The following is a 25,723-nucleotide window of genomic DNA, read 5'->3' as shown; positions in this document are numbered from 1 at the left end:
GGATCAGGCTACCTGATGGACGAAACGTTATAGGATAACACGGATGAGTCTCATTCCAGACATCTCGGAATTGCTGGCACGGGCGCGGGCAGATCTGCGCATGGGCCTGCCTGTGGTCCTGACAGATGACGGCGGGCTTAGCGTGTTGGCCCTGGCGTCGGAAACACTCAGCGCGCAAAGGCTTGCCGATCTCAGGGGTCTTGGCAGCGACCCGGTTGTCACGATCACCGGACGGCGGGCGGAAACGCTCAAGGCGCGGGCCTATGACGGCGATCTGGCGCGCGTGATCCTTCCGGCGGATGCGGATATTGGATGGGTGCAGGCCGTCGCCGATCCGTCAGACGATCTGAACGCACCGATGAAAGGCCCCCTGATGTCCGAGCGTCAGGGACATGCCAATCTGCACCGGATCGCGATTGCGCTGACGAAATCCGCCCGCCTATTGCCTTCCGCTGTTGTCACCGCAATCGAAGACGGCCGCGCCTTTGCGGCAGCGCATGGACTGACCTGCATTGATCATACGCGCGCGGCACCTCATCTGGCCGACCGCAGCGCCTTGCACGAAGTCGTTGCAGCGCGCCTGCCAATGGAAGTGTCCGAGGCAGGCCGGTTGCACATTTTCCGCCCCGAAGATGGTGGAGAAGAGCATTATGCCATCGAGATCGGACGCCCGGATCGGAGCAAGCCGGTTCTGGCCAGATTGCACTCGGCGTGTTTTACAGGCGATCTGATGGGCAGCCTGAAATGCGACTGCGGCCCGCAGCTTCGCGGGGCCCTGGCCCAGATGGGCACGGAAGGTGCCGGCGTCCTGCTGTATCTCAATCAGGAGGGTCGCGGCATCGGGCTGGCCAACAAGATGCGCGCATATTTCCTGCAGGATCAAGGGTTTGACACGGTCGAGGCCAATCACCGCCTCGGGTTTGAAGATGACGAGAGAGATTTTCGCCTGGGGTCGGATATCCTGAAATCCCTTGGTTTCAATGCAGTCCGCCTGCTGACCAACAACCCGGCAAAGATTGCGATGATGGAGAAAACAGGAATCGCCGTAACCGAACGGGTACCGCTGCAGGTTGGTGAAACGGCGCATAATCGGGGATATCTGGCGACCAAGGCGGCAAAGTCAGGCCATCTGCTGTGACACCAAATGATCTTGTGCTGACGCCACGCGGTGTCCGGTTTCTGGGCCGGGTCTTCCCCTGCGCCATCGGCAAAGGCGGGATCAGCGCGGACAAGCGCGAAGGCGACGGTGCAACACCGGTTGGAACGCACCGGATTGTGGCCATGCTGTACCGGCCGGACCGCATCTGTCGGCCCGTGCCATGGGCGCGTCCGATCGGTCCGGGGGATCTTTGGTCTGACGACATGCAGGATGCGGGTTATAACCATCTGGTCCGGGCGCCCTACGCCCACAGCCACGAAAAACTGCGCAGATCAGACCCTTTGTACGATCTTGTGCTCGTCGTTGACTGGAACTGGCCCGACGCGATTCCAGGGCGCGGCTCGGCCATCTTTATTCATCAATGGCGGCGACAGGGGTTTCCCACCGAAGGCTGCGTGGCCTTTCGCCGGGACCATCTGAAATGGATTGCCAGGCGTGTCGCCCAAGGCACGCGATTGATTATCCCTGCGGCCTGACCCGCTCGCCAAAAATTGCCGAACCGACGCGAACATGCGTTGCACCCAGCGCGATGGCTTTCTCGAAATCCCCGCTCATGCCCATGGAAAGTCCGGACAAGCCGTTTCGTGCTGCGATCTTTGCCAGCAGCGCGAAGTGCAGCGAAGGCTCCTCCTCTATCGGAGGAATGCACATCAATCCCTGAATTGGCAGGTCGAGGTCACGGCACTCGGCAACAAACGCATCCGCATCTGAAGGCATGATTCCGGCCTTCTGCTCCTCTTCCCCGGTATTCACCTGAATGAAAAGGTCAGGGCAGTGGCCCAGTTCCTGCGCCAGACGCGCCAGTGTCTTGGCAAGTTTGGGGCGGTCAACCGAGTGGATCGCGTTGCACAGTTCCATCGCCTGACGTGCTTTGTTGGTTTGCAGCGGGCCGATCAGATGCAGGTCAATGCCGTCGTACCGCTCTTTGAAGGCGGGCCATTTTCCTGCTGCTTCCTGCACCCGGTTTTCACCGAAACACCGATGGCCCTGATCCAGCACCGCCTGAACCCGTTCATCGGGCTGAACCTTGGAAACGGCGATCAGCTTTACCGCGCCAGCGGGCCGTCCATTGGCAATTTCCGCCTCGGCGATACGGTCGGTGATTTCCTGCAGCGACATGGGGTTCCTCAATCTGCCTACCTGCGCAGACAAACACCAAGTCGGCACAAAAGAAAAGGGCAGGTCTTTCGACCTGCCCTCAAACCTTGCGGTTTCAGATCAACTTAGAAGTTGAACTGAGCACCGAAGTCAGCACGGATGGTGCTGCTTCCGCCGCCCGGCTTCGAGCTGCCTACACCACCGCGCAGCGATGCACCGCCGCCCAGGTCGTAGATAGCGCCGATACCATACTGACGGGTGTCGTTGCTTGCCGAACCGTCACCGTATGCTGCGGTGATGGTGGTTGCTGCGCCAACGTTCCAAGCCAGCGACAGACCGTATGCGGTGCCGTCGGTGCCGCTTACGCGGGTTTTATCGTCAGCAACAAACAGGGTGCCCGAGAAGTCGCCCCATTCGCCACCCAGGGTCAGAACAGCCAGGCTAGGCTTGCTGCCACCGCCCGAAACGTCGGTCTGACCGTAAGCAACAGCGGCAGTGATGTTGCCGAAGCTGTAGGTCGCGCTGACGTCCCAACGGTCGCCGGAACCGGAAACGGTTGTCAGAGCCGGGCCACCTGCGACGGTACCGATTGTGGTGGTCACAGTGTCAACCTGGTCGTACGACGCGCCGAAGGCGAAATCACCAACTGCGTACTGGAAGAACACAGCGTTTGCGCCCGAACCGGTCGAGGAGTACGACAGGAAGCTGTAGTCAACGCCCGAGTACTGACCGATGAACGATTCCAGGCCAGGCTCGTTACCGTAGTAGTTTGCCAAGTTGTCGAACGAACCCGATACGTTGCCGGCGTCAACACGCAGACCACCGTAGATGACCGAGAAACGTGCGCCGTTCAGGCCAGCCGAGTTGGCTTCGCCGGTTGCCGCGTTTTCGTCAGCCTGCAGACGAACACGACCCGAGAACTCTACACCACCGTCGGTTTCAACGTTTGCGTCGATGTTCAGACGGAAGCGCGATACCAGGATGGTGTCCGAGCCCTGAACCGATGCAGTCAGGGTTGTGGTGGTGACAGCACCACCGGTTGTCACGGAGCGGACAACGGCGGAGGTCGAGAAGCTACGGTCTTCCTGGTAGCCGATACCAAAACGGCCGTAACCGCTGAAGCGAACATCAGCCGCTGCAACGCTTGCGGTTGCAATCAGAGCGGTCGATGCGAAGAGAACTTTTTTCATCTTGTTTCCCTCGGTTTCAAAAGTTTTTCTACTCGACATATGCCTCAGCACATGTCTCAGCACGGACACCGTTTCGCTCTTTTTGCCCCCTTCGCGCAAGCTTACCTTAATTGCGTCGCCTGCATTGGCCCCGGATTGGTGCAAGGATGCCACAGTCGATTTCCACCCCCGGAACCCGCATTCTGCGCCAATATAAGAAAAGAATAGGCTTGTTGCTGCACTGCGCCTTGTCTAGGAGTATCAACCAACAATGCAAAACCAATGAAGCAGGACCTGTCGACGATGCGCCTGAAAACGATTCTGGGTTTGATAATACTGACCGCCGCTGTCGCCGCCTGCGGGCGCAGCCAGCCATTGCCGGGGGATGCACGCTCGTTGACTGTCGATGGCTCTTCGACAGATGAACGCGAACTCAGCGATCCGGGCCGTACAACGATCTGGGATGTCTTCGGACCGAACAACTCCGAGCAGGTCACAAATGTGAACCGCTATCTGTGGCGCGCTTCGCTGGATGTGCTGAATTTCCTTCCAGTACAGGAAGTTGACCCGTTTACCGGTGTGATCGTGACCGGCTATGGCAAGCCGCCGGGTGGCGGGCGCTCGTACCGGGCGACGGTCCATATCAGTGACCCGGCGCTGGCGGCGCGCTCGTTGACTGTCTCGCTGCAAACCAGTGGCGGTGCTCCGGTCAGTGCCGCAACCACCCGCGCGGTCGAGGATGCGATCCTGTCCCGCGCACGCCAGCTACGCATTGCGGACAACAAGTTCTAGCCACCCGCCGCAAATCGCAATATTACCACGCCGGGTTCATGCCCGGCGTTTTCATTCACGAAGGACCGCACCATGTCGCGCTACTCGGCCAACGAAATCGAAGCAAAATGGCAGGAGGCCTGGGACAGGGCCGGGATCTTCACCGCCGACCACAAGGCGGACAAGCCGAAATATTACGTGCTTGAGATGTTCCCCTACCCGTCCGGCCGAATCCATATGGGGCATGTGCGCAACTACACGATGGGCGACGTGATCGCGCGGCACAAGCTGGCGACCGGCCACAACGTGCTGCACCCGATGGGCTGGGATGCGTTCGGCATGCCGGCGGAAAACGCCGCGATGGCGATTGGTGGCCACCCGAAGGACTGGACCTACGGAAACATCGCCGACATGCGCGGGCAGATGAAGCCTTTGGGCCTGTCGATCGACTGGTCTCGCGAGTTCGCTACCTGTGACCCCGAATATTACGGCCAGCAGCAGGCCTTGTTTCTGGACATGCTCGAAGCCGGGCTGGTTTACCGCAAAAACGCCGTGGTGAACTGGGATCCGGTCGACATGACCGTGCTGGCCAACGAACAGGTGGAAAACGGACGCGGTTGGCGTTCCGGAGCGCTGGTGGAACGTCGCGAACTGACCCAGTGGTTCTTCAAAATTTCGGACTATTCCGAGGAACTGCTCGACGCGCTGGACACGCTGGAGAACTGGCCCGCCAAGGTGCGCCTGATGCAGGAAAACTGGATTGGCAAGTCGCGCGGCCTGCAATTCGGCTTTGAACGCACAGATGGCGGCGAGCCGATCACCGTCTATACGACCCGGCCCGACACGCTGCTGGGCGCGTCCTTTGTTGGTATCTCGCCGGATCACCCGATTGCCAAGCAGCTTGAGGCAGAAAGTTCCGAAGTTGCTGAATTTGTTTCCGAATGCCGCAAGGGTGGTACCACGGAAGAGGCGATCGAGACCGCTGAGAAACTGGGCTATGATACCGGTATCCGCGTAAAACACCCGCTGGACCCGAATTGGGAACTGCCGGTATGGATCGCCAACTTCATTCTGATGGATTACGGCACCGGCGCGATCTTTGCCTGCCCGGCGCATGACCAGCGCGACCTCGATTTCTGCCGCAAATATGGCCTGCCCGTGGTGGACACCTTCTTTGCACTGGATAACAACACGCCGGTCGACAAGATCGCTTTTGTCCCGCCCAAGACCGAAAAAGTTCGCTGGGTGAATCACTTCGCGGGCCTGACCGAGGCGACGGGTGACGAGGCGATCGACGCCACCGTCGATTTTGCCGAAAAGGCCGGTTGGGGCGAAGGCGTCACCAAATACCGCCTGCGCGACTGGGGTTTGAGCCGCCAGCGCTATTGGGGCTGCCCGATTCCCGTTGTTCATTGTGACAGCTGCGGCGTGGTGCCCGAGAAAAAGGAAAACCTGCCGGTCCGCCTGCCCGACGATGTCACGTTCGACAAACCCGGCAACCCGCTGGATCGTCACCCGACCTGGCGTGACTGCGCCTGCCCGAAATGCGGAGCCCCGGCAAAGCGCGAGACCGACACGATGGACACCTTTGTCGATTCGTCGTGGTATTTCGCCCGTTTCACCGCCCCGCGTGCAGAAACGCCGACTGATATGGCGGAAGCCGAATACTGGATGAATGTCGACCAGTATATTGGTGGTATCGAGCATGCGATTCTCCACCTGCTCTATTCCCGATTCTTCGCACGGGCGATGCAGATCACCGGCCACCTGCCGAAAAAAGCCATCGAGCCGTTTGATGCGCTGTTCACCCAAGGCATGGTCACGCACGCGATCTACAAGTCAAAGAAATTAGACAAGAACAACATGCTCAGGGACGTTTACTTCTACCCGAGCGACGTTGTTGAGTTTCAAGTCAACGGAAAACCCCAAGCGTTCCTTCGAGAAGAGGTAGGGCCACTTCAACATGACCCGATGGCGTTGACTGACGCATTCTTAGGTGCCAATGACTTTACGCCAATTGACGTTGTGCCCTCTGCAAAAATGTCAAAGTCCAAGAACAATGTAGTGGACCCGCTCTATATAATCTCGGCCTTTGGCGCTGACACGGCCCGCTGGTTCGTGCTGTCCGATTCGCCGCCCGAGCGTGACGTCGAATGGACTGCATCCGGCGCCGAGGCCGCGTTCAAGCACCTCAGCCGCGTACATCGCATCGCCTCCGAGATCGCCGAGGCGGACGTTCCGGCCAATGCCGAAGACGAAACCCTGCTGCGCGAGATGCACAAAGCGATCCACGATGTGTCGGGTGGTGTCGAATCCTTTGGCTTCAACGCGTCCATCGCCAAGCTTTATGCGTTCACCAACACTCTGGCGAAATCCAAGGCGGGCACCGCCGCGAAACGCGAAGCAGCCAAGACGCTGGCGCAACTGATGTCACCGATGACACCGCACCTGTCCGAAGAGCTGTGGCAGCTTCTGGGCGGAGAAGGTCTGGTGGCGGTCGCCCCATGGCCCGTCGCAGATGAGACGATGCTGATCGACGACACGGTCACGTTGCCGATTCAGATCAACGGCAAGCGCCGCGCGGAAATCAGCGTGTCCAAGGATTTGGCGAAGGACGAGGTTGAAAAAGTCGCGCTCAGCACCGAAGCTGTGCAAAAGGCGCTGAACGGTGCAGCGCCGAAGAAAGTGATCGTAGTGCCGGGCCGGATCGTGAATGTCGTTGTTTGATCGCAAATCGTGGCGGATGCTGCCGCTTGCAGCTTCTCTGATTGTTGCCGCTTGCGGCTTCCAGCCGGTTTATGCCCCCGGCGGTACAGGCGAAGCGCTGTACGGGAAGGTTGTCGTGTCTGCCCCGAATGACGTCGACAGCTATCTGTTGGTTCAGAACCTAGAACAGCGTCTGGGGCGCAGCGCGGAACAGGTTGAGGATTACGACCTGAATGTTCAGGTCGCGACCACGACTCTGGCTGCGGCCATCACAACGACCAACGAAATCAACCGCCTGACCATCAATGGCCGGGCCAACTTTACGCTTGTGTCGAAAGCCACAGGTCAGGTGGTTGCATCAGGTTCAGAGACCAATTTCGTGGCCTATTCGGCTGCCGGTTCAACCGTCTCGACCCTGGCCGGGGAACGCGCGGCAAAGGAACGTCTGATGGTGATGCTTTCGGATCAGATCGTCAATCGCCTGTACGCCACCACAGGTCCGGCCACATGAAGCTCAGCCCGCGCGAGGCCGAGGGGTATTTTACCAGGCCCGACGCGGACAAGGCCGGGCTGCTGATCTATGGCGCGGATGCGATGCGTGTTGCGCTGAAACGGCAGCAGGTTCTGGCGGCCCTTCTGGGCCCCGCCGCCGAGGAAGAGATGCGGCTGACCCGGATCCCGGGATCGGAATTGCGCGGCGATCCGGCGTTGTTGCTGGATGCGATCAAGGCGGTTGGGTTTTTTCCCGGCCCCCGGGCCGCGTTTGTCGAGGATGCGACGGAGACCGCAGCGCCTGCGATTCTGTCAGCGCTGGAAGACTGGGCGCTTGGCGACGCGCAGATCGTTGTGACCGCCGGACAGCTCAAACCAAGTTCGAAAATCCGCAAGGCGTTCGAAACCCATCCGGCGGCTTATGCCGTGGGTATCTACGACGATCCGCCTTCCCGGGCCGAGGTCGAACGGATTCTGTCCGAAGCAGGTCTTCAGAACATTCCCCGCGACACCATGTCGGCGTTGGCCGAACTGGCGGTTGCGCTCAGCCCTGGGGATTTCACCCAGACCGTTGAAAAGATTTCATTATACAAGCGAGGCGACCCTTCTGAGCTGACCATCGAAGATGTCGAATCTTGCGCGCCGCGCTCGACCGAAGCGGCGTTGGACGATGTCCTGAATGTGGTTGCCGAAGGACGAACGGCCGAAATCGGGCCATTGCTTCGCCGTTTGCAGGCGCAGGGCACAAACGCAGTCACCTTGTGCATCGGGGCAACCCGGCATTTTCGCACGCTTTATGCCTGCGCTTCAGATCCGGGCGGTGCAGCGCAGGGTATCGGCAAGCTGCGTCCGCCTGTTTACGGCAAGCGCCGCGACCGGATTTTGCGGCAGGCACAGGGTTGGGGTGCGCAAAAACTGCAAACCGCGCTGACGGTGCTGACCGATACGGACCTTTCCCTGCGATCAGCCGGTCAGACCGCACCCGCGCTGGCACTGGTCGAACGGGCAATGATCCGTCTGGCAATGCTGGCACGGTCGCGCTAGTTCACCCTGCCCGTTCCAGCCATTCCGCCGCCGATCTGCCTGCCCATCGCCCAGTCGCCAGACATGCAGTCAACAGATACCCGCCGGTCGGAGCCTCCCAGTCCAGCATCTCGCCCGCACAGAACACGCCGGGCATGGCGCTGAGCATAAACCCGTCGTCCAAAGCCGCGCGGACAACACCACCTGCGGTCGAGATCGCCTCGTCCATCGGGCGCAATTCCGCGCCACGCACGGGCAAAGCCTTGAGCATTTCGATCGTCTGTTTTGGCGTAAGTGACTGCGCCGCCGTCATTTCGTGAAACAATGCGACTTTCTGCGGCGGCAATCGCAAACTCTTTTTCAACCACTGAGACAGCGTCGTCTTGGTTTTTTTGTCCGAAAACCGGCGGTGCAGCACATCCTCTGCCAGATCGGGCAAGAGATCGACCTGCAATTCCGCGCCGTCGCGCAACGCCGGGGTCAAGGCATACAACCCGCCCCCTTCCAACCCCGTCGCCGAAAGGGTCGCCTCCCCACGAGAGCGCAGCTTACCGGCGCGCCATTCAACTGATTTGAGCGGCGCGCCGAAATGGGCCTGCATATGCGGGCTCCAGGAAACAGAAAGGGCCGAGTTCGATGGGGCGAACGGGGCCAGAGGCACGCCTTTCTCCGCAAGATGCGTCACCCAGGCACCGTCCGATCCCAGTCGCGCCCAACTGGCCCCGCCCAGTGCCAGCACCGTGGCGTCACTGGACAGGCTTTGACGACCATCGGGTGTCTCAAACAGCAGTTTCTGTCCTTCCCAACCCAGCCAGCGCCAGCGCGTTCTGGTTTGCACCCCGGACGTATCTAGTCGCCTTAGCCAGGACCGCAACAAAGGCGATGCTTTCATCGCCTTCGGAAACACGCGGCCAGTCGAGCCGGTAAACACTTCTTGCCCAAGATCGCGCGCCCATTCCTGCGCGGCGTGCGCATCGAACTCCGCGATCATCGGGCGCAGCCAGTCAGCCGCGCTGCCGTAGGACCGGATCAGTGTATCAAAGGGCTCATCCTTGGTCAGGTTCAATCCGGACTTGCCTGCCATCAGGAATTTGCGCGCAATGGATGGTTTGGCCTCAAGCACCAGCACGTTATGGCCGGCACGGGCCAGTTGCTCTGCCGCCATCAGACCCGCCGGACCTGCTCCGATCACCACAGCCTGCGCCATCATTGCCCTCTTGTCATGTGCTTCGGACGGCGCGACTCTGCCATACCATGTTGACAACCGATCCCATCTGCCCGCTTTGCGACCGCCCGATCCCGGAAGGGAGCGGCAGCGTGCACCATCTGATCCCAAAACTCAAAGGTGGCAAGGGCGGACCCACCGTTTTGCTGCACCAGATCTGCCACAAAGAAGTTCACGCCACTCTGACCGAAGCCGAACTCGCGCGCAGTTACAGTACGGTCGAAGCCCTGCGAGCCCATCCCCGGCTTGAGAAGTTTCTGATCTGGGTGCGGAAGCGACCGCCCGACTTCCGTTCCAGGGTTCCGGGCAAGCGGCGCGGGCGCTGACTATGCGGGCAACCATCGATCCCCGGCGGCATCGCTGACCGCAGCACTCAGCCCTTCTATTTCCAGCCCCCGGTAATCCGGAACCGGCGAGAATTGCGCATCCGGGGCATGCTGAAACTCCAACGTGGTATAGGGGCGTTTCCAAAGCCATTCGCGGTTCTGGACGGCCCAAAGATCACCACTTGGCGGCACGTCTTTCGTAAAAGCGTAAAAGTGCAGATCAAATCCATAAAGCGCGACATCCTGCATCGACAACAACCGCATGCCCTGCGCCCTGCAGAACTGGTCTTCGGACGCAATATCACCCGTTCGCAGCGTTACCTGTCCGATACGGGCCCGCGCAAAGGGGTCCTCTGGATCGGCGGCCCCGTCCGGGCGGTTGCCGTCAAAATCATGCTGCAGCAATTCGATGACAAAGCCGTCCGGATCGCTCAGATGTGCCATATATCCGATATCCAGGAACTGCCTTGCCACACTGACATCGACGCCCATTCGGCGCAGATGGGCGGCGGCCAGATCAACGTCGGGCACAGTGATCCCGATCTTCCAGTATCGCTGACCCCGGTCGTGCCGATAGCCACCTCCTCCGGGCATAAGCAACAGATCCGCATCCTGACCTGCATAACCGACCCGCCGGTTCGGACCTTCCCACCGCACGGCCATTCCAAACGCATCGCGGTAAAACCCCGCAAGAGCATCCGGGTCGTCAACACGCAGGCGCAGGGCGGACAACCTCATCGGCACATCCTTGCGATCCCGGCGGCGATTTCGGGATTGGCCGCAAGGCTGTCGGCTGCCAGATCACGGGCAGTGGTCATCAGATGATCCGGCTCGACGATCCTGTCGACCAGACCAAAAGCATAAGCCTCTTGCGCGGAAATTTTCTGACCACACATCAGGATCAGCCTTGTCCGCGCAGGTCCGATCAACGCCGTCATGCGTTTGGCATCGGATGGCTGTGGCAGAAAGCCCAGCTTCATGACCGGATAAAAGACCTTCGCCGTCGGCACTGCGATGCGGATATCGCAAGCCAGGGCCATACCGTTCGCGCCCCCGGCCAGAGTTCCGTTCAGCGCGGCGATGGTCAGGCAGGGCAATGCGGCAATGGCGCCCGAAAGGCGTTCCCACACGTCCGAAGTTGCCAGGCCCGCCCGGGCCTCGTCCAGATCCGCGCCCGCGCTGAACACCTTGCCGGCACCGGTCAGGATCAATGCGCGGGCCTGTGTTGCACTTTCGGCGATCTCGGCCAGACGTGCCAGCATGTCCCCGGTCAGCGCATTGGCCTTGCCGGGGTTGTTGATGGTGACGGTCCACAAGCCGTCGGCCTTATCCAGTTCAATCACGTCAGCCCGACCCTTTTGCGAATGTCTTCCTGCCTGAGCGAGATTTCCGTCCCAAGAAACTCATCCGCATCCGGCGTGCACATCCACAACAGGGCCCGCGCAGGCCAGTCGGCCGGAATATGGTCGCTCCAGTCCAGCTGACTGACGGCGTTGATACCACTGGCCTTGATCACCCGCTGCATGTCCGTCGCGACCGTTCCCGGCGACAGCCCCATCGCGCGAATACCGTGATGGGCCTCTTCCAGATGCAGGCACTCGGTCATCATCTTGGCTCCGGCCTTGGACGCGCAGTAATGGCTCCAGGCTTCGACCGGGTTGGAAGCCGCGCCCGAGGATATTGTCAGAACCGTACCACCGCCCGCCGCACGCATGACGGGCAGCGCCGCGCGCATCCCGTAGAACACACCCTTGAGGTTGATATCGATCGCCTGGCTCCAGGCCACGGGATCGGCATTGGACAGATGAAAGATCGGCTCGATGACACCGGCATTGCCGATCAGAACATCCAGGCCGCCAAACCGGTCCACGCAATCGGCCACGACCTGTTCCACCTGCGCAAAGTCGCTGACATCGCAGCTAAGCGCGATGGCGTTGTCACCCAGCGCCGAGGCCAAAGCCTCGATCTGGTCGCGGCTGCGCGCCACCAATGCAACATTGGCGCCGGCTGCAGCAAATACGCGCCCTGCCTCGGCGCCGATACCCCGGCTGGCACCGGTTATCAGTACAGTTTTCCCTTGCATCGGAATACTCTGCCCCCATTGAAATCATGTCTGGGGACTCTGTAACGCGCGCAAGGGGAATTGGTCCAGCCCTGCCCCCTTGACGCCCGCCGCCGCAGGCACGACGATATGCGCAAAAATTCATCGAGAAGGGTAATCCTATGTCGCATTTCCTTCGCCGCAGTTGCGGCGCTGTTCTGGCTTATGCCGTTGTCAGCCAGGGGGCGCTGGCCGACGTAACAGCCAGCGACGTCTGGGCCGACTGGCAGGCTTACTTCACGCAAATGGGTTATACCGTAAGCGGCGATCAGTCGGTGTCCGGTGCCGTGACCACCATCTCGGACATGACGCTTGCAATGGCCTTGCCCGAAGAAGAAGGGCAGTTCGTGATCAAGGTCCCGGAAATGACGCTGGGCGACAACGGCGATGGCACCGTCAGCATCGGCTTTCCCGACTCCTTTCCCATGAGCGTCACCGGCAATGCCGAGGGCGAGGAATTCTCTGCCGATGTTGTCTACGCCCTGGATGGGTTGGACATGGTGGTTTCCGGCACCCCGGACGACATGACCTATACCTACACGGCCAATTCCATGGCGGTCTCGCTGGACAACATTCAGGTTGACGGCCAGCCCGTGCCCCGGGAAATTCTGGACGCCAGCATGACGATGACAGGCCTGACCGGTAGTTCGCAGATGCGAATCCGCGACGGGCGCGACATCAAACAATCCTTTGCAGTGACCGCCCTGACGTACGGGCTTGCCTTTGATGATCCCGAAAGCGGTGAAACCGGCAAAATCGACGGAAAGCTGGACCAGCTTGTCATGGACAGCGACAGCGTGATACCGGCCGACTTTAACATGTCGGACCCGGCGGCGCTGTACGAGGCCGGTTTCGCCTTTTCCGGCAGGTTCACCTATGCATCCGGCCAGACCAATATCGCCGGCACGAGCAAGGGCGAAGCCTTTTCCATGAGCAGCCAGTCCGAAGGCGGCCAGTTCGGCGCCAGCCTTGACGCACAGCGGATTGCCTACGACATCAACCAAAACAGCACCAGGCTGGCCGTCACCACCGCCGATTTGCCGTTCCCGATCGAAATCGCGATGACCAATGCCGGGCTGAAATTCGAACTGCCGGTTCAGCAATCGGAAGAGATCCAGCCCTTTGCCTTTGGGTTGATCCTGACCGATTTCACCATGTCCGATGTTTTGTGGGGAATCTTCGACCCTGCAGGCGCGCTGCCCCGCGACCCGGCGACCATCGCGCTGAATACCACCGGAACGGCGAAGGTGCTGATGAATATCTTCGATCCCGAAGTGGCAGAAGATCTGACCGGCGAAGCACCGGGCGAGTTGCACTCGCTGAAAATCACCGAGCTTCTGGTTTCACTGGTGGGTGCCCGCCTGACCGGTGACGGTGACTTCACGTTCGACAATACCAACACCCAGCAACCTGGCGGCATGCCGGTTCCCGCCGGCGAAGCGAATCTGCAGCTTGTCGGGGCGAACGCCCTGATCGACAAGCTGATCGGCATGGGAGTGATTTCGGACAACGACGCCCTGGGTGCCCGGATGATGATGGGGCTGATGGCCGTACCGGGTGACGCGCCGGACACGCTGAACTCGACCATCAAGTTCACCGAAGACGGTCAGATTCTGGCGAACGGCCAGCGCATCAAATAAGCCAGCCACTGGCACCACGGGTCTGAACGGCCTGTGGTGCCAGCCTCGCACTTCAGCAAATACCGTGACCCGCGGCAGCTCGGGTAAAGCGAACACAACAGTGCCGTCCCACCCTACCGAACCGGACACACATCCCACCAATACCCCAAACTCAGACTGATCCGGTGCTTCGTCACGCTCAATCCGGCCGCAGGACTTGCGGGGCGCGCAGTCCAAGGCTAGGTCCAGTAATAATCAGAGCGGAGGCATCATGACCCGAACACCCGAAGAGATCAGCCATCACCTGCTTGATGCTGCGCGCAAGGCCGGGGCAGAATCCGCAGATGCGATCGTGATTGACGGCTCCTCGGTGTCGGTCGAAGTGCGTGAGGGTACTCTGGAACATGCCGAACGCTCGGAAGGAACCGATCTGGGTCTGCGCGTGTTTCTTGGCAAACGTCAGGCGATTGTCTCAAGCTCTGACAGCCGCCCTGATACGCTGAGCGCGATGGCCGAACGCGCCGTGGCGATGGCGCGTGAAGCCCCCGAAGACCCGTTCACCGGTTTGGCCGATCCCGGCCAGCTGGCCACCGAACGGGACATGCCTTCGCTTGAAATGTTCGACCCAACCCCCGAGCCCGCGGCCGAAGACCTGCTGCAGGACGCACTGGCGGCCGAAGCTGCTGCACTGGCCGTGACCGGCGTCTCACAAGTGTCAGACGCCGCTGCTGCGTATGGCACACACAGGGTGCATCTTGCAGCCACGAACGGATTTTCCGGGGGGTATCTGCGCAGCAGCCGGTCGACATCCTGTGTTGCAATATCGGGCGAAGGCACCGGGATGGAGCGTGACTACGACGGCGACAGCCGCACCTTCCAAAGCGATCTTCGCAGCCCCGAAGAGATCGGGCGCACTGCGGGGGAACGCGCCGTCCAGCAGGTTGGAGCCCGCAAACCGGCAACCGGAAGTTTCCCGGTGTTGTTTGACGAACGCATCTCATCCTCGCTGATCGGCCATCTTCTGGCGGCCGCCAACGGGTCTGCCATCGCACGCGGGGCGTCATGGTTGACCTATTGTTTGGGCCAGCAGGTCCTGCCCGATCATCTGTCGCTGATCGAAGACCCGCACCGCCCGCGCATCTCGGGTTCCCGCCCGTTTGACGCCGAAGGACTGCCGACCAGCCGCCGGGCGATTGTCAAAAACGGCGTTCTGACCGGCTGGACCCTCGATCTGTCCAGTGCCCGCAAACTTGAAATGCTGTCCACCGGCAACGCCGCACGCGGCGTGTCCGGACCGCCCTCGCCCAGCAACTGGAACCTGAGCCTGACGCAGGGCGACCAAAGCCGCGAGGACCTGTTGCGCGACATGGGCAACGGGCTGCTTGTGACGTCGATGATCGGGTCGACCATCAACCCCAACACCGGCGACTATTCCCGTGGCGCATCCGGGTTCTGGGTCGAGAACGGGCAGATTACCCACCCGGTCAACGAATGCACGATTGCGGGCAATCTGCGCGACATGCTGAAACGGATCGTCCCGGCAAATGACGCGCGCCCCTATCTGTCGCGGGTTGTCCCATCGCTGCTGATTGAGGGAATGACACTTGCCGGCAACTGACCTGCCCCTGCTGATCGAGGCCGCCCGGGAGGCTGGCAAGATCGCCACCCGATACTCGGGGGCAGATGCGCAGCGCTGGGACAAACCCGATGGCACCGGCCCGGTGACCGAGGCGGATCTGGCCGTCAACGCGATGCTCGAACAGATGTTGCCTTCGGCACGCCCCGGTTATGGCTGGCTGAGCGAAGAGACCGAAGATTCACCCGACCGGCTGTCACGCCGCAGGACATTCATCATCGATCCGATCGACGGAACCCGCAGCTTTGCCGAAGGGTCGCGAACCTGGGCACATTCCCTGGCGGTCGCGGATCAGGGCAAGGTGACGGCGGCGGTGATCTATCTGCCGATGCGAAACCTCCTGTATGCGGCAGCGGCTGAACAGGGCGCAACACTGAACGGTGAGCGGATTCATACCACGCAGACAAACCGCCTGCATGACGCCGAAATTCTGGCTGCCAAACCTAACCTGAAGCCCGTTCACTGGAAGCACGGGCAGGTGCCCGATTTCAAACGCAACTACCGCCCATCCCTGGCCTATCGCATGGCCGCAGTGGCGCAGGGGCGGTTTGACGGGATGCTGACCTTAAGGCCCAGTTGGGAATGGGATATTGCAGCCGGTGATCTGATCATCCGCGAAGCCGGTGGCATCTGCTCGAACCGGCAAGGACAGCCGTTGCGCTTCAACAACCCCCAACCGCGCCTGAACGGTGTGATCGCGGCGGGTGCCGAAACCTACAGGTTGCTGTGCGAACAGCTTGACCCGGACGGGCATGGGCTGCCGGTATGAGCAAGCCCAGGTCCTTCAGCCTTGCGGCCTATCGGGTACTGTCCTGGGGCGTGCCCAAAACCGGAGGGCAACAGCAGCAGGCGCGCCCGGACGGCGAATTGCTTTGGGTTCACGTCAACAGCCACCTGCGCTTGCGCGTTGTGGATGAGTTTTGCCACAGGCTGACGCGGTCGCGTCCTGACCTGTCGGTGCTGATTACCGCCCCTTACGGCGCCGATCTGGCGCTTTGGGCGGATAGCACCTTTCCGGTTGTTTCCCTTCCGGCCGAGCAAACCGGCGCGGTTCGCGGATTTCTGGAACACTGGCGACCGGACATTGGTGTTTGGGTTGGCGGCGGGCTTGTTCCCAACCTGATCACCCAAGCGGAAGAAAACGGCATTCCGCTGATCCTGATCGAAGCTCAGGTCGATGTCGTGATTCCGCGGGGGGCCAGATGGCTGCCCGACCTTGCCCGATACACTTTCGACTGTTTTCACACGATTCTCACGGCCACGCCTGAAGCCGCCCGTCAGATCCGGCGGCTGGGCATACATTCGGCCAAGGTCACGGAATCTCCGCCGCTGCATATCAGCCCCAACCCGCGCCCATGGCCCGAAGACGAGTTGATCGAGACCAATCACGTGCTGGCCGGTCGGCCTGTCTGGCTTGCCTCATGCGTGCAGGACAAGGAGTTCATCTCGGTGCTCAGCGCGCACCGGCAGGCGTTGCGGATGCTGCCCAGGCTCGCGCTGGTTTTGCATGTGGCGGACGCGTCCGAAGCGCCCCCCCTGCACCGGCGCCTTGCGGCCATGGACCTGCGCTGTGTCAACTGGGACGAAGGCCAACCGATCGAAGATACAACACAGGTGATCCTGTCCGCCGAACGCGAGGATCTGGGCCTGTGGCAACGGGTTTCCGCCGTGACATTCGCAGGCAGTTCGCTGGAGAGTGGCATGGGCGGTCATGATCCGCTTGAAGCGGTGGCACTTGGATCGGCGGTTATCCATGGACCGTTCGTCCACCGCCATCAGGAGCTCTATGACCGCCTGGACATGGCGGATGCCGCCCGCACAGTCAGAACCGCAACCGAACTTGGCGACGCGGTCGAGGATTTGCTGGCGCCGGACCGCGCGGCCGATATGGCCCTGGCCGGATGGCAGATCGTGACCGAGGGCGCCCCACAGGCAGATCGGCTGATCGACATGGTTCAGGACCTGCTGGACCTCCGGAGGACACAGCATGCGGGCGCCTGAGTTCTGGAATTCCCCGCCCGGCCGTCCCGCATTGCGTGCCCGGTTGCTGGCGCCGCTGGGGCGGCTCTATGCGGCGGCGACCGCTCGGCGTGTCGCCTCGGAACCGGGGATCAGGCCGGGCGTTCCGGTCATCTGTATCGGCAACCTGAATGCGGGCGGCACTGGCAAGACGCCCACCGTGATCTGGATGATCGAACAATTGCGCGACGCCTGGCACGAACCGCATGTGGTTTCGCGCGGCCATGGCGGCTCGCTGGATGGGCCCGTGCGTGTTGATCCGGGCAAACACACCGCCGCACAGGTCGGAGACGAGCCTTTGTTGCTGGCGGCCTTTGCCGAAGTTTGGGTGGCCAAGGACCGGGCAGCTGGTGCACAAGCGGCGGCCGATGCAGGCGCCACCGCGATCATTCTGGATGATGGTTTTCAGAATCCGTCCGTTGCCAAGGATTTCTCGGTCATCGTGGTGGATGCTGCACGCGGATTCGGAAACGGTTTGTGCCTGCCGGCCGGCCCCCTGCGCGAACCCGTCGACGCCGGTCTGCAGCGCGCGGACCTGGTTCTGTCACTTGGCGATTCCGACGCACAGAGCACATTTTCCGCGCAGTGGGGCAAACGTCTGAACGTGCCGCATGCCACCGGCGCGGTTGAACCGCTGCAAACAGGCATGGAGTGGGACAACGCCCCGGTTCTGGCATTCGCCGGAATCGGGCATCCGGAGAAGTTTTTTCGGACCCTGCGCCAGCAGGGCACGCGCCTGCTTCGGGCCGAGGCACTGGATGATCACCAGCCTCTGACACCCGCCCTGATGACCCGTCTGGAAAACGAAGCCCGCCTGCTGGGCGCACAGATGGTCACAACCGAAAAAGACGCCGTGCGCCTGCCGCCCGCATTTCGTAGCAAGGTTATCACCCTGCCTGTCCGTCTCCAGGTGGACCAATTCGATCTGGTCCGGGACATGGTGCTTAAAGCGGCCCCGTCGCCCTGATTAGTTATCCTCGCCCAGCTTCGGCGAAGGGCGGGTCAGGGCAAGCTCGGCATCGGAAAACACAAATGGCGTGCGCACACCGGGCACACCGTCCAGTTCAATCTGCATTCCACGCGCAATGACTTGTGGGTCCGCCATCACCTCGTCCATCGTATTGATTGGACCGGCGGGAACGCCCCCGGCTTCGCAGGCTGCCAGCAGTTCAGCCTTGTTGCGCTGCGCCGTTTCGCCATTCAGACGGGCGATCAGCACCCGGCGGTTGGCCAGCCTGTCCTTGTTGTGCAGAAAATCCGGCGCGGTGGCCAGTTCTGCCAGCCCCAGGATTTGGCACAGGCTTTGGTACTGACGGTCATTGCCGGTGGCGATGACAATATGGCCGTCGGCACAGTCGAACACCTGGTACGGAACCAGGTTGGGGTGCGCGTTGCCCATCCGCAAAGGCGCAACACCGGTTGTCAGGTAGTTCAGCGCCTGATTGGCGGTGACAGCCACGGCGACATCCAGCAGCGCCATGTCCACATGTTGCCCACGGCCTGTTGTCTGGCGCTGATACAGAGCGGCCAGTACGCCCGCGACTGCATATACCCCTGTGAACACGTCCGTTGTCGCAACGCCCGCCTTTTGCGGCTGCCCGTCCGCCTCACCGGTAATGGACATCAGTCCGGACATGCCCTGAATGATGAAATCATACCCGGCCCGCTTGGCGTAGGGACCGGTTTGACCGAACCCGGTGATCGAGCAATAGACCAGACGCGGATTGATCTGTTTCACGCTGTCATAGTCCAGCCCGTATTTCTTCAGGCCGCCGACTTTGAAGTTTTCGATCAGGACGTCTGCATCCGCTATCAGCGCGCGCACCTTTTCCTGACCCTCGGGGGTTCTGAAATCCGCCGTGACAGACGCCTTGCCCCGATTGGTCGCGTGAAAATACGCCGCCGATACATCGTCATCCCGCGTTACAAAGGGTGGTCCCCAGGCGCGGGTATCATCCCCGTCCGGAGATTCGACCTTGATGACCTCGGCCCCAAGGTCCGCAAAGGTCTGACCGGCCCAGGGGCCAGCCAGAACTCGTGCCAGTTCGACAACCTTCAGACCGGCCAGCGGGGCCGCCATCAGTTGCCCAACTCGTCTTCGATCAGTTGTTTGAACTCTTCGTAAGACTGGTTCGAGACCTTTTTGCCGTTAACGACAAATGACGGTGTCGCGGTGATGCCGTCGCGCTCGGCGTTTTCCTGATACCAGGCCACCAGCGTCTGTGCGCGCGTTCCGTCCTGCAGGCAGGCCTCAAGCTCATCGTTGCCGATACCGGCCAGACGACCGATCTTGCGCAGCTCGTCAACGATTTCGGCGGGACCACCCGCGCGGGACCACTCGGACTGGCCTTCATAGATCAGATCCGTGATGCCAAAGAACTTTTCCGGTCCGCCGCAACGGGACACCAGCGACGCCCACAGACCGTAGCGATCAAAATAAACCTCGCGGTAGATGAACTTCACCTTGCCTGTGTCGATGAATTCCTTTTTGAGCTGCTTGTACGGCCCGGTGTGAAAATTCGCGCAATGCGGACAGGTGTAGGATGCATATTCGATGATCTCGACCGGAGCATCTGCGGCCCCCTGCACCATTTCTTTAATGGTCGAGGTGTCCAGGTCGGCTTCCTGCGCCTCGGCGCTGCTGATCAGCGGGTTGGCGGGGGTGGAATTTGACAGCGACAGCCAATAGCCGCCAGCGGCAACGGCGACCGCCGCGCAGATTACGGTTGCAATACGGCTCATTCTCAGCCCTTTCTCAGCGTTTTTGTCTGGATAAAACGTTGCGGCCCAGGCGTTCAAGGGCCGCGCGCAAATCACCATCGTTTACGTCACGCGACACTTTGTCTGCCTCGGCAGCGATTTCGGGTTTGATTTCGGGTTTCGCCGTCTTCGGCTTGTGGTCGAAACTGGCCTGCCCCTCGGCAAATCCTGTCGGAGCGGTCTGCGTGATGTGCACGCGACTGATCGCGTTATAGCCATAAACCGCATTCACCTTGCCGCGCAGCTGTTCTTTCTGCATTTCCAGCATCGGCGCCTGCGGGCCGGTGGTCAGCAGGGTCAGCGTCGCCCCTATCCCACCTTTGCCGTACCCAACCTTGACGGGCCGCGCGATGGCCGCAATGTCCTGCCCCACGATCTCGGCCCAGTGGGTCAGCAGACGCGATACGGCAAACCCCCGGCTTTCACCGGCCTGACGGATCTGATTGTTCAGCAATGTTGCGGTCCGTTTGAACCCGCGGGTGGTCGAACGTCTCGGTCGCATCTGGTTTCCAACTCCTGCGCGGCTATTGTAATGGGCAGAACAACGGGCGCCAGCGAAACCCGACAGGGAGAGGCATAAAACTTGCGTGACATCACTGAATTTAACGTCAGCACGACGTTGCTGGACTGGTACGACCGTCACGCACGCAAAATGCCGTGGCGTGTCGGCCCCGCGGACCGGGCTGCCGGGGTCCGCCCCGACCCCTACCATGTCTGGCTGTCCGAGGTGATGTTGCAACAGACCACCGTTGCCGCCGTGCGGGACTATTTCCTGCGCTTCACCGCGCGCTGGCCGTCCGTTGACGCCTTGGCAGCGGCACCTGACGATCAGGTCATGGGGGAATGGGCCGGTCTGGGTTACTACGCCCGCGCCCGCAACCTGCTGAAATGCGCGCGCATCGTGACTGATGTGCATGCGGGCCAGTTCCCCGACACATATGACGGCTTGTTGAAACTGCCGGGTATCGGTCCCTATACCGCTGCCGCCATTTCCTCCATCGCCTTCGACCGCCCTGAAACGGTTCTCGACGGCAACGTCGAACGGGTCATGTCCCGGCTTTACGACATTCACGATCCCCTGCCTGGTTCGAAACCACAGTTGAAGGACAAGGCGGCCGGCCTGACCCCGCTGGAACGGCCCGGCGATTATGCTCAGGCGGTCATGGATCTTGGCGCGACGATCTGCACCCCGAAATCTCCGGCCTGTGGCATCTGCCCCCTGCGCGCGCCCTGCCAGTCCCGCCTAGCGGGCACGCAGGCGGAATTGCCCCGGAAGACGGCCAAAATGCCGAAACCCACACGATACGGGCATGTCTATATTGCCCAGCGCGGGGATGGTGCGATACTGCTGGAACGCCGACCGGACAAGGGATTGCTGGGGGGGATGCTGGGCTGGCCAGGTTCGGACTGGTCCGACACGCCGATCGAATCGCCACCTTTTGCGGGAAACTGGCAGGTCCTGCCAGCGGAAGTGCGCCACACGTTCACCCATTTCCATCTGGTGCTGCGCATCTGGGCGGCGCCCCTGCCTGAAAACTCGGCCCCGGCGGGCTTGACCATCATTGAAAAACACGCGTTCCGACCCGGTGACCTGCCGACCGTCATGCGCAAGGCTTACGATCTGTGGCGCGACCATTGAGCCGTTGAATCACAGCTCAATGCCCGGCTAGTGTCGGGCCACACTTGCGGAGCCCGACCATGATCGCACAAGACACCCTGTCACGCTGGCAATCGGCCCTGCCCTTTTGGCTTTCTATCCTTCTGATCCCCGTGATCTGGGTAACGGCCGTTCTGGGCGGCGCATGGGTTCTGCTGGTTCCGTTGTCGACATGGTGGACCTTTGCCCTGCTCGACCGTTTGACGGGGATGGAGCTTGAAAATGGCGACCCGGATACGCCCGATTCCATGCTTGGCTGGTATATCTGGCTGACTAAAATCTGGGTCCCGCTGCAGTTCCTGACATTGTTCGGCCTGATCTGGTACGCCACGCACACGGACCACCTGAGCGTGGCTGCGAAGATCGGCCTTTTCTTCGGCATGGGTGTGCTCTCGGGCACAATCGGGATCAATTACAGCCACGAGCTGATGCATCAGAAAGGCCGGCTTGAGCGCTGGCTGGGAGACATCCTGCTGTCCATGGTTCTGTATTCCCACTTCCGCTCTGAACATCTGCTGGTGCATCACCGCTACGTGGGCACGCCGCGCGATCCGGTCACGGCGCGTTACAACGAAGGATTTCACCGGTTTTATCCCCGTGTCCTGCGCGAATGTCTTGTCTCGGCGTTCCGTGCGGAAAAGGCCAAACTCGGCCGCAAGGACCGGCCCTGGACCGACCGGTCAAATCCGTTCTGGCGGTATTGGGCCCTGCAAGGAGGGATGCTGCTGCTGGCGATTGCATTGGGCGGTTGGTCCGGACTGGGCCTGTTCCTGCTGCAGGCCGGAGTCGCGGTCTGGCAGCTTGAACTGGTGAACTACGTGGAACATTACGGTCTGACCCGGAAACATCTGGGCGACGGAAAATACGAACACGTCCACCCGCACCATTCGTGGAACGCATCGCAAAAGGCATCGAACTGGCTGCTGATCAACTTGCAGCGCCATTCGGACCATCATTACAAGCCGAACCGCCGCTTCCCGCTTCTGCAACACCATTCCGAGGACACCGCCCCCCAACTGCCCCACGGCTATCCGGTCATGACCATAGCCGCGATGATCCCGCCTTTCTGGCGGCAAGTGATGAACCCGCGGGTTCGCGCATGGCGGCGTCAATATTACCCCGATATCACGGATTGGGGGCCCTACAACAAGGCGCAGAACCCGATGCCCAAAGCCTGACCGCAGCACGCCCCGGCGTGCTGCCCGGCCCAACGATTTGGATTGCATCTGCGATGCAGGATAAATCGGCGGGAGCGCTTGCTGCTCAAAGTACCCAGACATCCACGGGCGTCTCAACACCGCGCACGGCCTGGTTTTCCCGTTTTGTGAACCCATCCAGAGATGAGAGCTGGTTTTCCTGCTTCGCCTGCCTGAACACCGCGTCACTCAGGACAACCCGCGCGCCCAGGGTTCGGGTCGTCGCCTCAAGTTTCGCCGCCACATTGACTGCGTCTCCGATCACCGCGAATTCCAGCCGGTTGGCCCCAATATCTCCCAACACCACCGAACCATAGTGAACGCCGATCCCCACATGGATCTCGGGCTCACCCGCGCGCCGCCGTTCCAGATTCCATCTATCAATCACACCCACCATGTCGCGGGCGCAGGCCACCGCGTTGCTAGCGTCCAATGATGTGGGCACCGGGGTACCAAACGTGGCCATCAACCCGTCCCCAAGGTACTTGTCCAGCGTTCCGTGATGCCGAAACACCTCGGTCTCCATGCGCGCGTGAAACCCGCGCAGAACTTCGATCACCTCGTAAGGATCACGACCGGCCGCAAACTTGGTGAACCCGACAATGTCGATGAACAGGACAGCGATGTTTTCCTTACGGATTTGCTTGAGCGGTTCGTCATTCTGGCTCAACTCGTCGACTACATTTGGCGAGAAATACCGCGACAGATTGGCCCGCTCGCGCACAAGCCCCGCATTGCTCAGCAGCAGCCGGTTGAGACGCCGCATCGATACGCCAAGGGTCACTGCGACCATCAGAAAGACAATCACCTCCTGTACGCGCTGCGACACCATGAAGCTGTTGGGATCAAGCAGTTCGGCCACATCCGGATACCCTTTCAGGGCTTCTGCCACCCGCTCGCTGATGCCTGGAATGGGCGTTGCCACCCACCAGGCGATGATCCAGCCGACTGTCCACATGGCCGCCGTCCAGGTACCCAGCGCAACAACGGTACGCCAGGAATAGGCAAGCGTACCCGCAGCCAGAATAATGAAGAAATACTGGAAGTTATCGAAACGGTACTGCATAGCCAACGGTCGGACATCGTCGCTGAACGGGTTTGGGATGATCATCCCCAGGGTCATTATCATCAGATCAACAAAGATCAGCAACAGTTCGATTCGCGATTGCCCCACTCGTCCAGCACGCCGGATCAGCCAGCCATTTGCGCAAATCAGCAGCAGGATGAAATGGTAATACAAAACCTCAGGGTGCGGGTTCAGAAAGATCAGCAGAACTCCCGTCAATCCCATCGCGATCCACCGCGCGCGTACAGCCAGTTCCAGCCCCTCGCGCTTGTGCTGTTCCATCGCTGCCAGAGTATACTTGTTGTCCAGATCGTAACTGTCCGGTTTCGTGAAGAAAAATCGGTCAAATCGGGATGTGCTGGCCGTGGTGTCCGTCATGGTTGCTGCTCCGTTGTTGCACGGCTGGAAACCGGAATTGTTGCCATCCAAGCATCGTGCGGCGCAAAACAAAAGACCCCGCCGAAAACGGCGGGGCAAGGCTTAGTGCCTTGTGTCAGGCCACAGGCACCGGCGGTATTGGTAAATTCAGTTGTGCATCTCGGCCCGAATCTGCTGGCGCAGCACGTCGATCGGCACCGTCTTGCCGTCGCGCTTGAAGCACCAGTAGGTCCAGCCGTTGCAGGACGGCGCATTTTCCAGATGTGCACCGACCTGATGAATCGAGCCTTTGACGTTCTGGCCCACCAGCGTTCCGTCCGCACGAACCTTGGCCTTGTGGCGCTGGTTCATCGAATACAGCTCCTCGCCCGGGCGCAGCATACCGCGTTCGACCAGCTGGCCGAACGGCACACGCGGCTCGGCGCGTTTGCTGGCGCTGACCTCCAGCGCTTCACGGTCAAACTTGCGCACTTTGGCAATGCGTTTCTCGGCAACCTTGCGATAGCTTTCTTCGCGCTCGATCCCGATGAACTCGCGGCCCAGCATCTTGGCGACAGCTCCGGTCGTGCCGGTGCCGAAGAACGGGTCCAGAATGACATCGCCGGGATTGGTCGAGCCGATCAGCACGCGGTGCAACAGCGATTCCGGCTTTTGCGTCGGATGCGCCTTGTCGCCGTTTTCATCCTTCAGACGCTCGTGCCCGGTGCAGATCGGCAGCACCCAGTCACTGCGCATCTGCACGCCTTCGTTCAGGGCCTTCAGAGCTTCATAGTTGAACGTGTATTTCGCGCCTTCGCGCTTGGATGCCCAGATCATCGTCTCGTGTGCGTTGGTGAACCGCTTGCCCCGGAAATTCGGCATCGGGTTCGATTTACGCCACACAACGTCATTCAGAATCCAGTACCCGGCATCCTGAAGGGCGGATCCCACGCGGAAGATGTTGTGGTAAGAGCCGATCACCCAGATCGCGCCATTCGGCTTCAGCAGGCGATGCGCCGCCTTCAGCCAGTCCCGCGTGAACTGGTCGTAGGCACCAAAGCTGGAGAACTGATCCCAATGATCGTCGACGGCATCCACCTGGCTGTTGTCAGGGCGGTGAAGCTGGCCTTTCAGTTGCAGGTTATATGGCGGGTCTGCAAAGATCAGGTCCACCGACGCCTCAGGCAGACTGTTCATCACATCGATGCAGTCGCCGGATAGAATCGTGTTTATAGGGAGCGCCGCCGCGCCCTTTGTCTTGATTGTGGTCATTTCACTGCCTCGGTTCCACGGCGCTTTTGCGCTCATTTGGTTGAGACAAGGATGAGTCAAAGACGATTCGC

25 protein-coding genes are annotated in these 25,723 nt (G+C 60.8%); 14 read left to right on the top strand and 11 right to left on the bottom strand.

The annotated features are described in order from the left end of the window. Nucleotides 1–43: 43 nt before the first annotated feature. Together ribA and ACR1XU_RS13640 are read left to right on the top strand one after the other, a co-directional pair. The gene (gene ribA / locus ACR1XU_RS13645; protein ID WP_480904440.1) at nt 44–1,138 is read left to right on the top strand and encodes a GTP cyclohydrolase II; all 1,095 of its coding nucleotides are present in this window, start codon (nt 44–46) and stop codon (nt 1,136–1,138) included. Next, a complete protein-coding gene (locus tag ACR1XU_RS13640) occupies nt 1,135–1,635 on the top strand; it encodes a L,D-transpeptidase family protein (protein ID WP_480888855.1) in 501 nt (166 codons plus the stop codon). The genes ribA and ACR1XU_RS13640 overlap by 4 nt, the downstream gene beginning before the upstream one ends. Here ACR1XU_RS13640 and ACR1XU_RS13635 read toward each other — a convergent pair. Further along, a complete protein-coding gene (locus ACR1XU_RS13635; protein WP_480888856.1) occupies nt 1,619–2,278 on the bottom strand; it encodes a YggS family pyridoxal phosphate-dependent enzyme in 660 nt (219 codons plus the stop codon). The two genes, ACR1XU_RS13640 and ACR1XU_RS13635, sit on opposite strands and share 17 nt — an antisense overlap. Before the next feature lie 104 nt (nt 2,279–2,382). After that, nucleotides 2,383–3,447, bottom strand: a complete 1,065-nt coding sequence (locus ACR1XU_RS13630; protein WP_480904436.1) for a porin — start codon at nt 3,445–3,447, stop codon at nt 2,383–2,385. Between the two features lie 282 nt (nt 3,448–3,729). Between ACR1XU_RS13630 and ACR1XU_RS13625 the strand changes: the two genes are divergently transcribed. The 4 genes from ACR1XU_RS13625 to holA all read left to right on the top strand — a co-directional run bounded on the left by ACR1XU_RS13625 (nt 3,730) and on the right by holA (nt 8,439). Next, nucleotides 3,730–4,218: a DUF3576 domain-containing protein gene (locus tag ACR1XU_RS13625; protein ID WP_170614449.1), complete on the top strand. Its 489-nt coding sequence runs from the start codon at nt 3,730–3,732 to the stop codon at nt 4,216–4,218. A 72-nt stretch (nt 4,219–4,290) separates the two neighbouring features. Next, nucleotides 4,291–6,924, top strand: coding sequence for a leucine--tRNA ligase (gene leuS, locus ACR1XU_RS13620; protein ID WP_480904433.1), 2,634 nt, complete (start codon nt 4,291–4,293; stop codon nt 6,922–6,924). Then, a complete protein-coding gene (gene lptE, locus ACR1XU_RS13615) occupies nt 6,911–7,414 on the top strand; it encodes an LPS assembly lipoprotein LptE (RefSeq protein ID WP_170679423.1) in 504 nt (167 codons plus the stop codon). Before leuS ends, lptE begins: the two co-directional genes overlap by 14 nt. Beyond that, nucleotides 7,411–8,439, top strand: coding sequence for a DNA polymerase III subunit delta (gene holA, locus ACR1XU_RS13610; RefSeq protein ID WP_480904430.1), 1,029 nt, complete (start codon nt 7,411–7,413; stop codon nt 8,437–8,439). Before lptE ends, holA begins: the two co-directional genes overlap by 4 nt. Nucleotide 8,440: 1 nt before the next feature. On the opposite strand, the gene ACR1XU_RS13605 is transcribed toward holA, so the two are convergent. After that, nucleotides 8,441–9,625 (bottom strand): TIGR03862 family flavoprotein, encoded by a 1,185-nt coding sequence (locus tag ACR1XU_RS13605; protein ID WP_480904829.1) that lies wholly within the window; start codon nt 9,623–9,625, stop codon nt 8,441–8,443. A gap of 47 nt (nt 9,626–9,672) precedes the next feature. On the opposite strand from ACR1XU_RS13605, the gene ACR1XU_RS13600 reads away from it, so the two are divergent. Beyond that, nucleotides 9,673–9,969 (top strand): HNH endonuclease, encoded by a 297-nt coding sequence (locus tag ACR1XU_RS13600; RefSeq protein ID WP_480904427.1) that lies wholly within the window; start codon nt 9,673–9,675, stop codon nt 9,967–9,969. Here the strand turns inward: ACR1XU_RS13600 and ACR1XU_RS13595 are convergent, their stop codons facing one another. The 3 genes from ACR1XU_RS13595 to ACR1XU_RS13585 are packed head-to-tail and all read right to left on the bottom strand — an operon-like array spanning nt 9,970 to nt 12,058. Then, on the bottom strand, nt 9,970–10,707 hold the full coding sequence (locus tag ACR1XU_RS13595; RefSeq protein WP_480904424.1) for a VOC family protein: 738 nt from the start codon (nt 10,705–10,707) through the stop codon (nt 9,970–9,972). Further along, entirely contained in the window at nt 10,704–11,312 is a 609-nt protein-coding gene (locus ACR1XU_RS13590) for an enoyl-CoA hydratase/isomerase family protein (RefSeq protein ID WP_480904421.1), read from the bottom strand. The genes ACR1XU_RS13595 and ACR1XU_RS13590 overlap by 4 nt, the downstream gene beginning before the upstream one ends. Continuing rightward, nucleotides 11,309–12,058: an SDR family oxidoreductase gene (locus tag ACR1XU_RS13585; protein ID WP_480904827.1), complete on the bottom strand. Its 750-nt coding sequence runs from the start codon at nt 12,056–12,058 to the stop codon at nt 11,309–11,311. The genes ACR1XU_RS13590 and ACR1XU_RS13585 overlap by 4 nt, the downstream gene beginning before the upstream one ends. A gap of 134 nt (nt 12,059–12,192) precedes the next feature. Here ACR1XU_RS13585 and ACR1XU_RS13580 point away from each other — a divergent pair, with 134 nt between their 5' ends. The 5 genes from ACR1XU_RS13580 to lpxK all read left to right on the top strand — a co-directional run bounded on the left by ACR1XU_RS13580 (nt 12,193) and on the right by lpxK (nt 18,311). Beyond that, nucleotides 12,193–13,710, top strand: coding sequence for a DUF2125 domain-containing protein (locus ACR1XU_RS13580; protein ID WP_480904418.1), 1,518 nt, complete (start codon nt 12,193–12,195; stop codon nt 13,708–13,710). Nucleotides 13,711–13,960: 250 nt separating this feature from the next. Beyond that, nucleotides 13,961–15,307 (top strand): TldD/PmbA family protein, encoded by a 1,347-nt coding sequence (locus ACR1XU_RS13575; RefSeq protein WP_480904415.1) that lies wholly within the window; start codon nt 13,961–13,963, stop codon nt 15,305–15,307. Further along, the gene (locus ACR1XU_RS13570; protein WP_480904412.1) at nt 15,294–16,094 is read left to right on the top strand and encodes a 3'(2'),5'-bisphosphate nucleotidase CysQ; all 801 of its coding nucleotides are present in this window, start codon (nt 15,294–15,296) and stop codon (nt 16,092–16,094) included. The genes ACR1XU_RS13575 and ACR1XU_RS13570 overlap by 14 nt, the downstream gene beginning before the upstream one ends. Further along, a complete protein-coding gene (locus tag ACR1XU_RS13565) occupies nt 16,091–17,326 on the top strand; it encodes a 3-deoxy-D-manno-octulosonic acid transferase (protein WP_480904409.1) in 1,236 nt (411 codons plus the stop codon). Before ACR1XU_RS13570 ends, ACR1XU_RS13565 begins: the two co-directional genes overlap by 4 nt. After that, nucleotides 17,313–18,311: a tetraacyldisaccharide 4'-kinase gene (gene lpxK, locus ACR1XU_RS13560; RefSeq protein WP_480904406.1), complete on the top strand. Its 999-nt coding sequence runs from the start codon at nt 17,313–17,315 to the stop codon at nt 18,309–18,311. The genes ACR1XU_RS13565 and lpxK overlap by 14 nt, the downstream gene beginning before the upstream one ends. Here lpxK and ACR1XU_RS13555 read toward each other — a convergent pair whose 3' ends face one another. From ACR1XU_RS13555 to ACR1XU_RS13545, 3 genes are read right to left on the bottom strand one after another with little or no spacing between them, the layout of a single operon-like run. Then, nucleotides 18,312–19,424: a CaiB/BaiF CoA transferase family protein gene (locus tag ACR1XU_RS13555; protein ID WP_170614228.1), complete on the bottom strand. Its 1,113-nt coding sequence runs from the start codon at nt 19,422–19,424 to the stop codon at nt 18,312–18,314. It abuts the gene before it with no gap. Next, nucleotides 19,424–20,086 (bottom strand): DsbA family protein, encoded by a 663-nt coding sequence (locus tag ACR1XU_RS13550; RefSeq protein ID WP_170614227.1) that lies wholly within the window; start codon nt 20,084–20,086, stop codon nt 19,424–19,426. The genes ACR1XU_RS13555 and ACR1XU_RS13550 overlap by 1 nt, the downstream gene beginning before the upstream one ends. 13 nt (nt 20,087–20,099) lie before the next feature. Further along, nucleotides 20,100–20,606 (bottom strand): DUF721 domain-containing protein, encoded by a 507-nt coding sequence (locus ACR1XU_RS13545; protein WP_480904402.1) that lies wholly within the window; start codon nt 20,604–20,606, stop codon nt 20,100–20,102. Between the two features lie 81 nt (nt 20,607–20,687). Between ACR1XU_RS13545 and mutY the strand changes: the two genes are divergently transcribed. Both mutY and ACR1XU_RS13535 read left to right on the top strand, forming a co-directional pair. After that, nucleotides 20,688–21,743 carry an A/G-specific adenine glycosylase gene (gene mutY / locus ACR1XU_RS13540; protein ID WP_480904399.1) on the top strand — a complete coding sequence of 352 codons (1,056 nt, stop codon included), beginning with the start codon at nt 20,688–20,690 and terminating at the stop codon, nt 21,741–21,743. Nucleotides 21,744–21,802: 59 nt separating this feature from the next. Further along, nucleotides 21,803–22,939 (top strand): alkane 1-monooxygenase, encoded by a 1,137-nt coding sequence (locus ACR1XU_RS13535; RefSeq protein ID WP_480904396.1) that lies wholly within the window; start codon nt 21,803–21,805, stop codon nt 22,937–22,939. An 85-nt stretch (nt 22,940–23,024) separates the two neighbouring features. Here the strand turns inward: ACR1XU_RS13535 and ACR1XU_RS13530 are convergent, their stop codons facing one another. Both ACR1XU_RS13530 and ACR1XU_RS13525 read right to left on the bottom strand, forming a co-directional pair. After that, nucleotides 23,025–24,401, bottom strand: a complete 1,377-nt coding sequence (locus tag ACR1XU_RS13530; protein WP_170807291.1) for an adenylate/guanylate cyclase domain-containing protein — start codon at nt 24,399–24,401, stop codon at nt 23,025–23,027. 147 nt (nt 24,402–24,548) lie between these two features. Beyond that, the gene (locus ACR1XU_RS13525; RefSeq protein WP_170614222.1) at nt 24,549–25,652 is read right to left on the bottom strand and encodes a site-specific DNA-methyltransferase; all 1,104 of its coding nucleotides are present in this window, start codon (nt 25,650–25,652) and stop codon (nt 24,549–24,551) included. Nucleotides 25,653–25,723 lie beyond the last annotated feature (71 nt).

The sequence above is a fragment of the Ruegeria sp. D1(2025) genome (assembly GCF_056536425.1).
The sequence above is the reverse complement of the archived record's forward strand: the minus strand, read 5'-3'. Positions and strand labels throughout refer to the sequence as shown.